This is a genomic window from Arthrobacter sp. YA7-1 (assembly GCF_025960325.1).
Lineage (GTDB): Bacteria > Actinomycetota > Actinomycetes > Actinomycetales > Micrococcaceae > Arthrobacter > Arthrobacter bambusae_A.
In genome coordinates this window covers 3,757,660-3,772,501 of sequence record NZ_CP110114.1, presented here as the reverse complement: position 1 = coordinate 3,772,501, position 14,842 = coordinate 3,757,660, and the positions used below count along the sequence as shown (strand labels likewise).

13 protein-coding genes are annotated in these 14,842 nt (G+C 63.7%); 6 read left to right on the top strand and 7 right to left on the bottom strand.

Annotated elements, in window-relative coordinates; genetic code table 11:
• Window positions 1-16: 16 nt before the first annotated feature.
• On the bottom strand, window positions 17-1,714 hold the full coding sequence (mctP, locus tag OIT41_RS17605) for a monocarboxylate uptake permease MctP (protein ID WP_264636984.1): 1,698 nt from the start codon (window positions 1,712-1,714) through the stop codon (window positions 17-19).
• Complete coding sequence (locus OIT41_RS17600) at window positions 1,711-2,001, bottom strand: DUF3311 domain-containing protein (RefSeq protein WP_241710423.1); 291 nt, start codon at window positions 1,999-2,001, stop codon at window positions 1,711-1,713. The genes mctP and OIT41_RS17600 overlap by 4 nt, the downstream gene beginning before the upstream one ends.
• 276 nt (window positions 2,002-2,277) lie before the next feature.
• Between OIT41_RS17600 and OIT41_RS17595 the strand changes: the two genes are divergently transcribed.
• On the top strand, window positions 2,278-3,774 hold the full coding sequence (locus OIT41_RS17595; RefSeq protein ID WP_241710422.1) for a lysozyme: 1,497 nt from the start codon (window positions 2,278-2,280) through the stop codon (window positions 3,772-3,774).
• A 277-nt stretch (window positions 3,775-4,051) separates the two neighbouring features.
• Here the strand turns inward: OIT41_RS17595 and OIT41_RS17590 are convergent, their stop codons facing one another.
• Complete coding sequence (locus tag OIT41_RS17590; protein ID WP_241710421.1) at window positions 4,052-4,375, bottom strand: DUF6221 family protein; 324 nt, start codon at window positions 4,373-4,375, stop codon at window positions 4,052-4,054.
• Window positions 4,376-4,422: 47 nt separating this feature from the next.
• Entirely contained in the window at window positions 4,423-5,769 is a 1,347-nt protein-coding gene (locus OIT41_RS17585) for an ammonium transporter (protein ID WP_264636983.1), read from the bottom strand.
• A 384-nt stretch (window positions 5,770-6,153) separates the two neighbouring features.
• Between OIT41_RS17585 and OIT41_RS17580 the strand changes: the two genes are divergently transcribed.
• The 3 genes from OIT41_RS17580 to OIT41_RS17570 all read left to right on the top strand — a co-directional run bounded on the left by OIT41_RS17580 (window position 6,154) and on the right by OIT41_RS17570 (window position 8,328).
• Window positions 6,154-6,891: a glutamine amidotransferase gene (locus OIT41_RS17580; protein WP_241710420.1), complete on the top strand. Its 738-nt coding sequence runs from the start codon at window positions 6,154-6,156 to the stop codon at window positions 6,889-6,891.
• 28 nt (window positions 6,892-6,919) lie between these two features.
• Window positions 6,920-7,225 carry a putative quinol monooxygenase gene (locus OIT41_RS17575; protein ID WP_241710419.1) on the top strand — a complete coding sequence of 102 codons (306 nt, stop codon included), beginning with the start codon at window positions 6,920-6,922 and terminating at the stop codon, window positions 7,223-7,225.
• Between the two features lie 173 nt (window positions 7,226-7,398).
• Window positions 7,399-8,328 carry a serine hydrolase gene (locus tag OIT41_RS17570; RefSeq protein WP_241710418.1) on the top strand — a complete coding sequence of 310 codons (930 nt, stop codon included), beginning with the start codon at window positions 7,399-7,401 and terminating at the stop codon, window positions 8,326-8,328.
• A gap of 1,382 nt (window positions 8,329-9,710) precedes the next feature.
• Here OIT41_RS17570 and OIT41_RS17565 read toward each other — a convergent pair.
• Window positions 9,711-10,442 carry an IclR family transcriptional regulator gene (locus OIT41_RS17565; protein ID WP_264636982.1) on the bottom strand — a complete coding sequence of 244 codons (732 nt, stop codon included), beginning with the start codon at window positions 10,440-10,442 and terminating at the stop codon, window positions 9,711-9,713.
• A gap of 196 nt (window positions 10,443-10,638) precedes the next feature.
• On the opposite strand from OIT41_RS17565, the gene OIT41_RS17560 reads away from it, so the two are divergent.
• Window positions 10,639-11,838, top strand: a complete 1,200-nt coding sequence (locus tag OIT41_RS17560) for an allantoate amidohydrolase (protein WP_264636981.1) — start codon at window positions 10,639-10,641, stop codon at window positions 11,836-11,838.
• Window positions 11,835-13,190, top strand: a complete 1,356-nt coding sequence (locus OIT41_RS17555; protein ID WP_264636980.1) for a formimidoylglutamate deiminase — start codon at window positions 11,835-11,837, stop codon at window positions 13,188-13,190. Before OIT41_RS17560 ends, OIT41_RS17555 begins: the two co-directional genes overlap by 4 nt.
• Before the next feature lie 188 nt (window positions 13,191-13,378).
• Here OIT41_RS17555 and OIT41_RS17550 read toward each other — a convergent pair whose 3' ends face one another.
• Both OIT41_RS17550 and OIT41_RS17545 read right to left on the bottom strand, forming a co-directional pair.
• Window positions 13,379-13,852, bottom strand: a complete 474-nt coding sequence (locus OIT41_RS17550; protein WP_241710406.1) for a sensor histidine kinase — start codon at window positions 13,850-13,852, stop codon at window positions 13,379-13,381.
• A 130-nt stretch (window positions 13,853-13,982) separates the two neighbouring features.
• On the bottom strand, window positions 13,983-14,822 hold the full coding sequence (locus tag OIT41_RS17545) for an alpha/beta fold hydrolase (RefSeq protein ID WP_241710405.1): 840 nt from the start codon (window positions 14,820-14,822) through the stop codon (window positions 13,983-13,985).
• Window positions 14,823-14,842: the final 20 nt, after the last annotated feature.

The following is a 14,842-nucleotide window of genomic DNA, read 5'->3' as shown; positions in this document are numbered from 1 at the left end:
TGGTAGTGCCATCCAGTCAGAACGCAGGGCCTCCCGTTTCGCCCAGCGGGTATTCGCGCTGGAGTTGGGCAACTTTGGGGTCGTCCTCGTCAGCTCCGTAGTCCGAATTCCGGGTGATGTCCTTGCCGTCGGGAAGCTTCATCGCCCGGAAGACCAGGGACAGGACGGCAGCAATAATGAGGTTGATCGCGAATGCCACGACGGCGATGTAGACCTGCACGTTGGTGCCGGGGATGGCAGCGATGGAGCCGCCGAAGTTCGCCTTCGTCACGGGGTTGACCACGTTGTACGCCGCGACGGTGCCGTAGGCAATCCCGGCCACCCAGCCCGCGAAGAGGGCCCAGCGGTGGAACCAGCCGGTGTAGAGCCCTGCCACGATCGCCGGGAAGGTCTGCAGGATCCAGATGCCGCCGAGGAGCTGCATATTGATGGCGGCTGACTGGTCCATCGCGATCACGAAGATCAGCGCCCCGAACTTCACCACGAGCGAGGCGATCTTGGAGACCTTCGCTTCTTGCCGCGGGTCGGCGTCGGGCCGTATCAAGTCCCGGTAGATATTGCGGGTGAACAGGTTGGCGGCAGCGATCGACATGATGGCGGCCGGGACCAACGCGCCGATGGCGATGGCCGCCAGGGCAATACCGGCAAACCATGCCGGGAAGTTGTCCAGGAACAGTTGCGGAACCACCAGTTGCGGATTGACGGCACCGTTCAGGTCAATCGGCTTGGTGCCCGCGGAAATGGCCGCGTACCCCAGGAGGGCAAGGAATCCCAGCAGCAGCGAATACAGCGGAAGGACCGCCGCGTTCTTGCGGATCGTGTTCCTGCTCTTGGTCGCCAGGACTCCGGTGACCGAGTGCGGGTACATGAACAGCGCCATGGCCGAGCCAAGGGCCAGCGTCCAGTACGCGGAATAGCTGGCGGCACCCGGGATGAAGACACCCGCCGGCTTGCCTGTGGCCGGGCTGACGGCGTCGAGTTTCGTCTGGGCTGCACCGAAGATGTTGTCCCAGCCCCCGAACTTGATTGGCAGGTAGATCACGGCAACGATGACCGCGAGGTAGATCAGCAGATCCTTCACAACGGCGATAAGCGCCGGCGCCCGCAGGCCCGAGGTGTAGGTGTAGGCGGCCAGGACCACGAAGGCGATGATGAGGGGCAAGTCGGTCAGCAGCACATTCTGCGCGCTGCCGAGGCCCAGCACGGTGAGCACCGCCTTGATGCCAACCAATTGCAACGCGATGTAGGGCATGGTCGCGACAATCCCCGTGAGGGCCACCGCAACCGTCAACGCCCTGCTGCCATAGCGCCCGCCCACGAAGTCAGCCGGTGTGACGAACCCATGCCGGTGCGAGACCGACCATAAACGGCTCATCAAAAGGAACACGATCGGGTAGAGCACGATCGTGTACGGCACGGCGAAGAAGCCGCTCACGGCGCCGGTGGCCCACATTGCCGCCGGGACTGCCACAAACGTGTAGGCCGTGTAGAGGTCCCCGCCAAGGAGGAACCACGTGACCCACGTTCCGAACCCGCGGCCGCCAAGGCCCCACTCATCGAGGCTGTGCAGGCCCGTCTCCTTGCCCGCGCGCCAGCGCGCGGCGAAGAAGCCCAGCACCGCCACGAGGATGAAGAGGACGACGACGACGGTGAGCGCGACGCCGTTGACGGGCCGGTCCGCTGTGGTCGCCAGCGGGACAGTGAGCGCGCTCATTGTTCCTGCTCCTCGGTGCGTGCGCCTCGTCCGCCCCGCACTGCTTCTCGGCGCCGACGGTCCTCCTTGGTGACCAAGCGATAGGAGATGCCCACCATGCCCGCGGTGATAGGGACCCAGAGCATTTGGTACCAGTAGAAGAACGGCATGCCGGCGAGCCGCGGTTGATCAATCGAGTACGCGGGGACGAACAGCGGAACCAGAATGGCGACGGCCAGCAGGATTCCGGCCGCAATATAGGGACCGGGCCTTGCGGGCCCCCGGGTCGGCACATCGGGAGTGGACATGGACGCCTCCTCAGAGAGACGGCCCCCGGAGCGGGATGGGCTTCCCGGGACGTGCCGGCGGCCTGATGGACCGTATGTGTACCGGTTCATCAATAGAATAGATTCTGGATTAATTCTTTGACAGGGGAAGTGCCCCCGCTCTTTTCGCGGCCGGGTTTGATGCCGCCTGTTTGTCATCCGTCTTGACTAGAGCTGGTAATGTCCGTGACGTCCGCTCCTGCGGGCGTTGTTTGCAGGCGCGGGTCTCTTCCGTTGCCAAAACGGAAGGAAATTCATATGAACGCGTCGATCCTGCGCGCTCCCAGGCGGCCGAAACTTGTTCGACCCCGTATCCGGAAAGGCATCGCCGGGTACGTGGCCCTGCTCATAGCGGGCATCGTCCTCGCCGCCCCCGGCGCCGGCGCGGCTTCCGCGGCACCCACGACGACTTCACCGTCACCCTCTCCGTCCGCGACGTCAAGTACCTCGAATGACCATGCGATGGGTTCAACGGTCCGCAGTCATGAGACCGCTGCGCCAATGCGGATGTCTGCCCAGGCCGTAGCGCCCGCTTCGGTGGCGTCCGGGGTGCCGGGGATGGATGTCAGCAGCCACCAAGGCAATGTGGACTGGCCCACCGCGGCCGCAAATGGCGCCAAGTTCGCCTACGTCAAGGCCAGCGAGGGCACCGGTTACGCCAACCCGTACTTCGCCAGCCAATATGCCGGATCCGCAAACGCCGGACTCTTGCACGGCGCCTACCACTTCGCGCTTCCCGACGCGTCCTCAGGAGCGGACCAGGCCAACTACTTTCTGCAGAGCGGCGCAGCCTGGACCCCGGACGGGAAGACCCTTCCTGCCCTCTTGGACATCGAATACAACCCGTATGGAAGTACTTGCTACGGATTGAGCCAAGGGGACATGGTGAATTGGATCTCCGATTTCGCCACGACCATCCTGTCCAAGACCGGGCGCCTGCCTGCCATTTACACCACCACTGACTGGTGGACAACGTGCACCGGCAATGCGGCGGGTTTCGGAAACCACCCGCTGCATATTTCCTATTTCTCGACTGACGCCGGACCGCTGCCGGCCGGCTGGCCGGACTACACCTTGTGGCAGAACTCCGATACAGGCGTTTTTCCCGGCGACCAGGACGTCTTCAACGGCACCCTCACCCAGCTGACCGACTTCGCCACGAACCCGGGCCCCATCTTCTCGGACATTTCCGGGGACCCGTTCACGTCCGAAATCAACTGGCTTGGTTCCCGTGGCATCTCCACCGGGTGGACCGCGTCCGACGGGTCGAGGAACTTCAACCCCCTGACGGCGGTAGCTCGGGACGCAATGGCTGCCTTCATGTACCGCCTGATGGGCAGCCCGGCGTTCACCCCGCCGGCGACGTCGCCATTCACTGACGTCGCCACGAACAATCCGTTCTACAAGCAGATCACCTGGCTTGCGATCAACGGCATCAGTACGGGATGGACCGAGTCCGACGGAAGCAAAACCTACCGTCCGTATCTTTCGGTCAACCGCGACGCCATGGCCGCTTTCATGTACCGCCTCGCGGGTAGCCCGGCCTTCACGGCACCGGCGACGTCGCCATTCACTGACGTCGCCACTGACAATCCGTTCTACAAGCAGATCACCTGGCTCGCAAACAGCGGCATCAGTACGGGATGGACCGAGTCCGACGGAAGCAAAACCTACCGTCCGTATCTCGCCGTCAACCGGGATGCGATGGCCGCGTTCATGTACCGGTACAACACCAATTTCGGGACGATGCACTGACAGGAACGCCCTGCAAATGAAACTGCAGAGGGCGGCCACCGATGCCGGTGACCGCCCTCTGTCATGTGTGAATTTGGCTAGCCGTCAGACACGTTGGCCCGACTCACAGGGAACCGTCAGTGAAATCATCAGTGAACTGAACTGATGAAGCGGGGTGTGAACCGTAGGTCCCCCAATTTGACCTTCCCGGAAGCTGACAGGGCCAATGCGTTGGCGGCGGCAGCGCGTTGTGGCAAGTCGAGTGTCTCGGCTCGCGGAGGAGCGGTAGGCCCGCCAGCTACGTCCCCGCCAGCCATTCCGGCTCGAAGTCCGGATGGTCGGAATAGGGAAGCGCAAGGGCATTCAACGATTTCGTGGTCCATTCGATCGATTCCGGAATCCACTGCGGCGTATCACCAAGCGTGCCGCGAACCATCGTGGCCAGGGCCGCCTGCCGAGCGGATTCCACGATGCCGAGCAGCCTTCTCTTTGATTCGCATTCCAGGAGAAGACGTCGCTCGTACCATTTGCCCGCCTCGGAGACGGAACGGTCGCCGAGGAGTTTCCGCGCCGCAGCTTCGTCCTCACTCAGACGGTCCGAGAGGAAATCGACGATGTCCACAAACTGAGCGTACGCGTCCCTCGCGGCTGCGGAAACGGCCGCCCCAGCTAAGCGGGGTCGGCTTGCTTTTCGCGCTGGAGCTCGACGGCGGGAACGGCGGCGGAGGACGAAGCGGCGGCAGCGGCCACCGGGATGTTGACGTGCGGGAGCGCGTTGAAGTGGCTCCGGGCCATGCCGCCGAACTCGTAGGCGGTCTCGGCATGCTCGGACAGGTCCACTCCGGCGAGCTCCGCCTCGTGGCTGACGCGGAATCCTATGGTCTTGTGGATGACAAGGCCGATGATTGCCGTCATGATTCCGGACACCGCGAGGGTGACAAGGATGGCGACGATCTGCGCCACGAGCTGCTGGAGTCCGCCGCCGTAGAACAGTCCTCCACCCTTGCCGTTCACCGGCAAGGCGATGAATCCGAGCGCGAGCGTGCCCACAAGGCCGCCCCCAAGGTGGACGCCTACGACGTCGAGGGAGTCATCGAAGCCGAACTTGTGTTTCAAGTCGACAAACACGGCGCAGGCGGCGCCTGCCAGCAAACCCAGGCCGAGGGCCGCAGCAGGAGCCACGTTGGCACAAGCCGGAGTAATGGCCACAAGGCCGGCAACGACGCCGGAAGCCGCACCCAAAGATGTGGGGTGGCCATGCCCGATTTTCTCGGTGAGCAACCAGCTGAGCATGGCCCCGGCCGGGGCAACCAGGGTGTTGACCCAGATCAAGCCGGCCTGCGCCGACGTCGTGGCCGCACCGGCATTGAAACCGAACCAGCCGAACCAGAGGAAGCCGGCGCCAAGCATGATGAAGGGGAGGTTGTGCGGGCGGTGGTTCGGATCTTTTCCAAAGCCGTGGCGCTTGCCCAGGATCAGGGCCAGGACAAACGCGGCAGCTCCGGAGCTGATCTCCACCACTGTGCCGCCGGCGAAGTCGATCACCTGACCGAAGACCGAACTGATGGCTCCGCCGGGGCTCAGGAGGCCGCCGCCCCAGACCATGAAGGCCAAAGGGCAGTAGACCAGGGTGATCCAGATCGGGACGAAAACGACCCAGGAGGTGAATTTGGCACGATCGGCGATAGCGCCGCTGATCAGGGCCACGGTGACGATGGCGAAAGTGGCGCTGAAACCAAGCTTGATGAGATCGGTGGAACCGACCAGGTCTGCCGAGCCGAAGCTGCTGAACGGATTGCCGAAAATGCCCAGGACACTCTCGCCGCTGATCATTGAGTAGCCCCACAGGATCCAGACGGCGCCTACGATGCCCGCGGAGATGAAGCTCATCATGATCATGTTGAGGGAGGCCTTGGCCCGGGTCATGCCACTGTAGAAGAGGCCGAGTGCCGGAGTCATGAGCAGTGCAAGTGCCGCCGACACCATCACCCAAACGTTTTCCGCAGTGATATTCACGTGCGCTTCCCTTCTGATCGGAATGCCGTAGGAGGACCGTTGCAGCGTGGTCCCGTTCTTCCCCTGCCCAATATTTCCGGTTCCGTGTTTCAAGCAATGCGAGGAAAAATTGCGGGCGCGTTACATAACTTGTCTAGGCGTGAAGAACGCATGACAGGCGTGTTTCGGGAATGTTAACTCCGTCTCCGCAGGGACGCCGGGTCACCCGGAGCGGACGTGCGGGATGCCGGTGATTCCGCGGAATCCAAGGCCGAAGGAGGTGAAATCCTCCCATCCGGCCGGAATGCCGGACATTTCTTCCACGTGAACGGCGGCTCACCGCCTCCAAAGGGATGTTTCAGCCGGACGCTGGCGCGCCAGGGCCACCGCGTGCACACTTAGCCTGTGAAGCCGTTTCTCCTGCTCGCATCTCGTGCCGAAGACGCCGCCGCCGAGGAAGAGTACCAGGCGTATCTCCGTTTTGGAGGGCTCGCTCCCAAGCAGCTGCAACGCATCCGGATGGAAGCGGCGCCACTTCCCCCGCTTGAGCTCTCCGACTACTCCGGCGTGATCGTGGGCGGCAGTCCGTTCACTTCGAGCGACCCTCCGGAACACAAGAGTCCGGTCCAGAAACGGGTGGAGAAGGAACTCGCTCACCTGCTGGACACGATTGTGGCCTCCGACTTTCCCTTTCTGGGGGCCTGCTATGGGGTCGGAACCCTGGGCCTTCACCAGGGCGCGGTGATTGACCGCACCTACGGTGAAGGGCTCGGAGGGGTAACCATCAAGCTCACGGCGGAGGGCCTCCAGGACCCCCTCCTCCAAGGCATGTCCGAGCGCTTTGTCGCCTTTACGGGCCATAAGGAAGCCTGCACGGTCCTGCCGGGACACGCGGTGTTGCTGGCCGGTTCGGCAGCCTGCCCGGTGCAGATGTTCCGCATCAAGAGCAATCTTTACGCCACGCAATTCCATCCGGAGCTGGACGCCGAGGGGCTCGTCACCCGGATCGACACCTATCGCCACGCCGGATATTTCCCGCCCGAGGCTGCTGAACAGCTGATGGCGGACGCCCGGAAGGTCACGGCGACCGAACCGATGAAGATCCTCGGCAACTTTGTCCGCCGATACGCGATTCCTCAATAACGTCGGCGGAATGAAGCACAATAGGCGCATGACCTTTGCAAACGTGGGAAGTCTCGGCACGAAACCCGGCCAGCGCGACGCCGTCGTGTCCATCCTGCTGACACCGAAACCCGAACTCCGGGGCGCGGGTTGCCTTCTCTACGAGGTGGGCATCAATGACGAAGCGCCGGACACGGTGTTTGTCTGCGAACTGTGGGAATCGGCAGAAGCGCACCGAGGGTCGCTGGAGTTGGACAGTGTCCGGGCCGCGATAGCCGAGGCAATGCCGCTGCTGTCCGGAGAGATGGGTGGCACGCGGTTCACTGTATTGGGCTCACCAATCCGCGACGCTTGATATTCACCCAGGTGACACGCGGCTGACGGACAGGGTTTTCATAGCTCCCACATAGCTGCAGTAGCTACGGTTGCATCATTATGGAAGAGCAAGAGCCCCGTCGTCCCGGCCAAAGGTCCGGACGAAAGAGAAGCCGGTGGAACCAGTGGAGCCCTCGCCGGCGTCGATCGGCCTTGCTGACAGCATGCGCCGCCATTCTGGCTCTGACCCTGACGGCCACGGTCTACTCAGCTGCGCACGCCCGCCCCGCTTCCGATTTCGTTTCGGCCCCGACGGCACCCCCGGGTGACCTGGCCGCGGCTGCCCCGACGACGACGGCGGCTAGCCCTACGGCGGCGGCTTCGGCTCCTGCCCCGGTAGCCGCTGCGCCGGCCCCGACGGCGGCCGCAGCACCGGCCCCGACGGCGGCAGGAACTGTGACGCCCGCGCTTGATGGGCAAATCAATGCGATCATCGACGCCAACAATGGGTACCAGATCGGCGTGGCCCTGATTGATCTGTCCGATGGTTCGACGCACCAATACGGGGTCCAGGATCCGTTCGAGGCAGCAAGCACAGCCAAGGTGCTGTCAGCGATTGCCTACTACCACCTCGTCGAAACAGGCGCAGCGTCGCTCGACGATCCTTTGGGGGACTACACCTCGGGCTTCCAAATCAAGGAAATGATCCAGGACAGCGATAACGACTCATGGTCGTTGATCATGGACACCATCGGTCACCCGCAGTTGCAGGCCTACGCCACGTCAATCGGGATCAACTACGACCCGGAGAACAACACCCTGACCCCCGCCGAGATGGCCAGTATCATGGCTGGTCTCTACGACGGGAAGCTCCTGAACCAGCAGGACACGGCGCAGTTGTTGTCCTATATGCAGAACACCAACTACGAATCACTGATCCCCGCCGCAGTGCCGGCCGGAATCACCGTTTTCCACAAATACGGACTGCTCGACGACGAACTCCACGATGCCAGCATCCTCACCAACGGGACCAAGAGCTATGCCTTCGTGGTCTACACCAAGGGCCAGGACGAGAGCGACATCCCCGCCCGCACCGACATCTTCCACCAGCTCACCCAGGCTGTGGTAGGCGGCCTGTTCTAAAGGGACCCAGGCTACTTTTCAATATCACGACGCCGGCCGTGCAGTCAGACTGACTGTACGGCCGGCGTCGTTGTTCCCTTGGGCGCTGAGCGCCTGTCGCGATGTTCGCTTATACCTATATGCCTCCTTTACTCATGGGGTCGGGCCAATTACCTATCAGTCGGTTATTGTCCTGCATGGTCTTCTCCTGACTAGACGTGTCCTGCGCTGGTGGCGCAGTTGGTCGTGCCTGCCAAAAGGGCAGGAGCGGCCTGGTCAGTCGGGGGAAGATCCAGGATCGAATGCAGGTTCGGTTGAAGGCGTTTGCCTGCGGTCGGGTATCGGACAGTGGCCGGGCGGGGGCGCGAGTCCACGTTGTTCGGGCAGATCTGCCGCGCCAAAAGTGGAACCGCCCTCCGGGCCCGACATCGATCCGGCCTCATGCGGCGACGCAGCCGCGGAAGCCGGCGCGTCAGGCGGAGGTCCGCCCGGAACCGTAGACACATCCGACGGCGCGAATACAGCAGGGGGAGCGAAGACAACACCGTCCGGGAATCCGGAAGTCCTTGTGCTCGCTCCTGAGCCGGCCTGGACGGCAGGTGGAACGGGGTTCGTATGGACAAGCGTGGAGGGGCCAGTGAGCGCCGCGCCGGGTCCAGCACGCGGGGGAGCAGCGGGGACAGCAGGAACACTTGGTCCTGTATTCCGCAGTATTACGGGCACCCGCGGCAATTCCGGCACGGAAGGACCCTCCGGCAACGCCGCGAGTTCCTTGAGCGTGTTGGTGACCACGCGCTGCACGCCGTGGGCGACCCCGACCACCGGCGTCACGGCGTGGTCTGTTAGCTGATGGACCACGGCCCCAGGAACTGTGGCCAATTGACTCGGGACTGCAACCCCGGAGGGGTCCTGGTTGACGAGCCGTCCCAGGGGATCGGCAAGGGGAACCGGAGGGAGGGAAACCGAAGGCGCCGGGACAGCCGGGATCCCCGGCATGGCGTCGGTGGCTTGCGAAGGACCGGCGAGCCACAGCAACCATGCCAATGCGCCGAAAGCGGCGAATAGCAGGGGGCGTAACACATAAATGCCACGGCGCCCCAGAGACCTGGCCAAACACTCCACCTCCCCAGTGCGGTGTTTGGAAACTAAGGTACGCCGGTCGTGGTCGGCAGTCCATAGCTAAGCATGCTTAGTTCCCGAATTCGGGAAGCAACAGGAATCCTGGATCCTCGCCGGGTCACCGCTGCCTTCCACGAGGCCGCAGCACCCCGGCCATCTCGGTGACTGCGCAGCAAGACCGCGTCCATGGTCGACGTCGGCTGGTCATCGAGGTAGATGGTACCGCTGGTGGGTTCGATGAGGCGGTTGATCAGGGTACGCCTTGGTGACATTTTCAAACGTGACTATTTCTGTTTCATGCCTTCCTGGGGCACTTCATGGTCTCCGGAGGGTTCCACGAAGATGTTGTCCGCCACCCTCGCCAGTTCCTCGCCAAATGTCTGCGCCTTCGCTTCGCCCAAGCGGTAGCTCGGTGCGACGATGCTGAGGGCTGCCACGGTGCGGCCGCCGATCACGATGGGTGCGGCGACGGCCGTGATGTCGTCTTCTACGCCGCTTCGCACGATGGCGAAGCCGCGGCCGTTCTGCCCGCCAGTCAGGACCTTCCCGGCGGCGGATCCTTCCAACGGAATGCTCCTGCCGACCCAACTGGTGTGCCGGACAGAGTGCGTACCTTCGACGATGGCAATGTAGATACCGGTTTCCCCAGGACCGGGAATACTCAAATAGCAGGATTCGCCCGTTTCAGCCACCAACCGCTTCATGTGTGGCGTGCAGAGCGATACGAGGGACTCCTGTCCCAACGCGAGGGCTCCCAACCGGATCACGCTGGCGCCGGGACGGAAGTTTCCACCCGGATCCCGCTTCACGAATCCGCTGCCTTCCAAGGTGCGGAGGAGACGGAGTGCGGTGCTGGCCGACAAGTCAACAACACGTGCGGCGTCGCTCAGGCTGATGGAGCCATCGGTGCAGACCGCGCTCAGGAGGGCCAAAGCCCTTTCGACCGTCCGTGTGGAGGAATCTGCTGCCACTGCTTGGCCTGCTTTCAAGTGGTCTGAATCACCATGTCTTGCCACTAAGTAAAAATGAACTTTCATCGGGTGGCAATAGATCTCTGGAAATTGTCTGAGATTCCGGGATTTGAGACATTCTGTGGCGCCAGGGCATATCGGTGGCGCTCGAGCCCGTCAATTGTCGTGGTTCTGTGTCGGAACCCTTGTCATGGGGTGGCATCTGGTTTTTACTTGGTGGCAGACATAATCGGAGGAACACGTGAATACCGTCAATCAGCTCCTTGACTCAATCAAGGACGTGGGCCGCGATGCGGCGCGCGGGGGATACTCGAGGGCCGTCTACTCGACGCCCGAGCTCGACCTCAGGCACTGGTTCATCGAACAAGCCCAGCACCGCGGCCTCGAGGTCGAGACCGACCGCAACGGCATCATCTGGGCCTGGTGGGGAAAACCCCGGGACGGCGCGCTCGTCACAGGAAGCCACCTCGATTCCGTCCCGGGAGGAGGGGCCTTTGATGGGCCGCTTGGCGTCGCGTCCGCACTCGCCGCCGTCGATGTCCTCGTTTCCCGCGGTCTTGAGCCTGGGCGTTCCCTGGCCATCACCGTCTTCCCGGAAGAGGAAGGATCCCGCTTTGGCGTGGCCTGCCTGGGTTCGCGACTATTGACTGGCGCCATCGACATCGACAAGGCGCTGAACCTGCGCGACGTCGACGGCAACACTTTCGCCGACGTCGCCCGAAGCAACGGCCTGGATCCCCGGCACGTCGGACCCGATCCGGAGGCCATGGCGCGAATCGGCAGCTTCGTTGAACTGCATGTGGAACAGGGAAAGGGACTGGGCCAAGGCGGGCCGGCCATCGCCGTCGGAAGCTCCATCCTGGGCCATGGCCGCTGGAAACTGAGCGTCAGCGGCCAAGGCAACCACGCCGGGACGACCCTCATGACCGACCGCGCCGACCCGATGGTTGCGGCCGCGCAGATCGTCGTTGCAGTCCGCGACACGGCGGCGAGGCAGCCGGATGCGCGGGCCACCGTGGGGCGCTTGACCCCAGTTCCCGGCGGCACCAACGTGATTGCCTCGCGCGTCGATCTCTGGCTCGACGCCCGGCATCCCGACGACGCCGTGACCGCACAACTGATCGAATCCATTTACCGCGCAGCCCGGGAAATCGCGGCGGGCGAGGGATGCACCGTTAGCCTCACCGAGGAGTCCTACAGCGACACCGTGCACTTCGATCCCGAGCTGAGCCGACGCATCGGCGAGCTCCTGCCGGGAGCGCCCGTGCTCGCGACCGGCGCCGGGCACGACGCCGGAGTCTTGGCTGGACATGTCCCCTCGGCGATGCTTTTCGTCCGGAATCCGAGCGGAATCTCGCATTCCCCGGAAGAATACGTGGCTGACGAGGACGCCTCAGCCGGCGCCGTCGCCCTCGCCGACGTTCTGGAGGGACTCTTGTGAGCGGGTTCTGGTGCGAAACCGCCTTGGTAAACGTCGACGGCGGCAGCGACGGCGGTGCGGTTGTCGCCGCCGGTGTGCGGCTGGAAGTGCTCGAGGGCCGCATCTCCGGGATCTTGACCGGCGTCGGGCCCGAAACGGGTGACCGGATATTGAACGGTGTGGTCTTCCCCGCGGCGGCAAACGCCCATTCGCATGCTTTTCACCGGACCCTGCGTGGACGGACCCATGACGGGCGCGGCGACTTCTGGGTTTGGCGGGAGCAAATGTACAGGAGCGCTGCGGAACTGACACCGGAGAAATACGAGAAGCTCGCCACGGCGGTCTTCGCCGAAATGGTGGTCTCGGGTTTCAGCAGCGTGGCCGAGTTCCACTACGTGCACCACCAGCCCGACGGAACGCCGTACCCGGAACGGCACGCGATGGAACTGGCGTTGGCAAGGGCAGCCGTTGCGGCCGGGATCCGACTGACATTGCTGGACACCCTGTACCTCGCGGGAGGCATCGGGACGCCGCTCAGTCCGGAACAGGCACGGTTCGGCGACGCCGATGCCCAAGCCTGGCTGGACCGGCTCGGCTCACTGCGCGCCGAGGTAGCGCAGGGCTTCCCGGCGGACATGGTGAGCGTGGGGGCAGCCCTGCATTCCGTCCGCGGAGTGCCCGAAGAAGCGCTCAAGACCGTCGCGCGGCAACTGCCTGCCGACATCCCGCTCCACATCCACCTCAGCGAACAACCGGCCGAGAACGGTGCCTGCCTGCAGGCCTACGGTGTCACCCCCGCTGGGCTTCTCGCCCGGCACGGACTGCTGTCCCCGAGGCTCTCCGCGGTCCACGCCACGCACCTGACGCCAGACGACGTCCAGCTCCTCGGGGACGCGGGAGCCACCGTGGTGATGTGTCCCAGCACCGAAGCCGATCTTGCCGACGGCATCGGGCCGGCACGCGAATTGTCCGACGCCGGAGCGACCATCGCGCTGGGAACGGACCAGCACGCGGTGATCGATCCCTGGATTGAAATGCGCACCTTGGAACACGGAGAACGACTCGGCTCCGGCCAACGGGGCAGGTTCTCCCCCCAGGAACTGCTGCGCGCCGCCACCATCGGTGCAACAGCTTCCATGGCCACGCCCATAGCGTCGGCACTGGAGGTAGGTGCAGTGTGCGACCTCATGGCCGTGGCCCCGGACTCGGCGCGGACAGCCGGTTCCATGCCGCAACAGTTCGCGTTCAGCGCGACGGCGAGCGACGTCACCGCCGTCGTGGTTGCCGGGGAGCTGGTGGCCTCCAACGGTGTCCATGTTCGGCTGGGTTCTCCGGGGAGCCTGCTCACCGAGGCGCTGAAGGAGTTCTCCTAGGTGCCGTGGCCCGGCCGTCACGCTGAGCAGGTTTTTGGAGGAGCTGCCAGCGCTCCACCCCGGAATTCCGGGGCGCCCGGATGCCGAAGCCACCAAAAGATTGCGTGGCGTGACAGGGCCGGAGCCTGGTTCAGTAGTGCCGAAACCGACGACGGCGGGTGCGTGCCGCCGTCGGGCATCGACGCCTATCAGTCGAGCGGGAGGGTAACGGTGACGCAGGTTCCGTTGCCTGGACTGGAGGCGACGGAGACCTCGCCGCCCACTTCGCTGACCGCGATGGACATGAGGCGGAGCCCGAATCCGTGGTGTGGACCGGCGGGTGTTGCCTGGCCGTCGAAGCCGGCGCCGTTGTCTGTGATTGTCAGCCGGATCCCGTGGTAGACCGCGGCGAGCCGGACGGTGACGTCGTGGGCATGCGCATACTTGAACGCATTACTGAGCACTTCCTTGGCTGCGTGGTAGAGCAAGGACGCGGAGTCGGACGAGATTTCGACTCCATGGTGCGGCGTCTCCCAGTGGATTTCGGTCCCTTCCCGGCGGAGCGGGGCGGCCAAGCGGTCGATGCAGCCCGCGAGCCCCAAAGCGTGGAAGTCAACGGGTTGCTGATCGGTGATCACTCCGTTGATGGCGGTGACTTCGTCCCGGGCTGTTGTTGTCTTCATGGCCGGTCCTGCTCCCCTTGCAGCTTTGGTGCTTTCGCCGGCGAATGGGTTCCGCCTGGGCTTGCATTAAGACTGGACCCGAGGAGTTAAGGTTCCCGCGATATTCAGTTAGTTTCGTCCTAATTTCTTGTCAGGAATTTTCGAGGAAGCCAAGCAAGGCCTGGTTGACCTCGGCACCATGCGTCCACAGCAAGCCGTGCGGGGCGCCGTCGATCTCCACATATTTGGCGCCGGGGAGCGCTTCGGCGAACCTGCGGCCGGTGACGTCGATGGGGAGGATGTTGTCCGCGGTGCCGTGCACGATCAAGGCGGGCACGTCGATCTTGGGGATGTCGGACCTGAAATCGGTGAGCCACGTGGGCTGCGCTGCCACCGAGGCGAAGGCGCCGGATTGGGCTGCCAGGTTCCAGCTGGCGGCGACTGCTTCGTGGCTCAAGCGGTGCGTTCCGAGGAAAGTGGAAGCGTTGTAGAAGTTGTTGAAGAATTCGGTGAAGAACGCGTAGCGGTCGGAAATGACGGCTTCGGAGAGTCCGTCGAACACGGACTGCGGGACGCCTCCGGGGTTGTCCGCGGTCTGCAGGAGGAACGGTTCCAGGGATGCCAGGAACACGGCCTTGGCCACCCTGGCCGAGCCGTACGTGCCAAGGTAGCGGGCCACTTCTCCGGTCCCCATCGAGAAGCCCACGAGGACGGCGTCGTTGACATCGAGGGTGTTCAACAGGGTGTTAAGGTCCGCGGCGAAGGTGTCGTAGTCGTAGCCCACGGTCGGCTTGCTGGACTTGCCGAAGCCGCGGCGATCGTAGGTGATGACCCTGTAGCCGGCGTTGAGCAGCGCGGCGGTCTGCTTCTCCCAGGACGAACCATCCAGCGGATAGCCGTGGATCAAAACCACTGCCTGGCCGGTCCCGTGGTCCTCGTAGTAGATCTCGATCCCGGTGCTGTTTTCATTTCCGACGGTGATGTAAGCCATGACTACGGTCCTTTCATAGC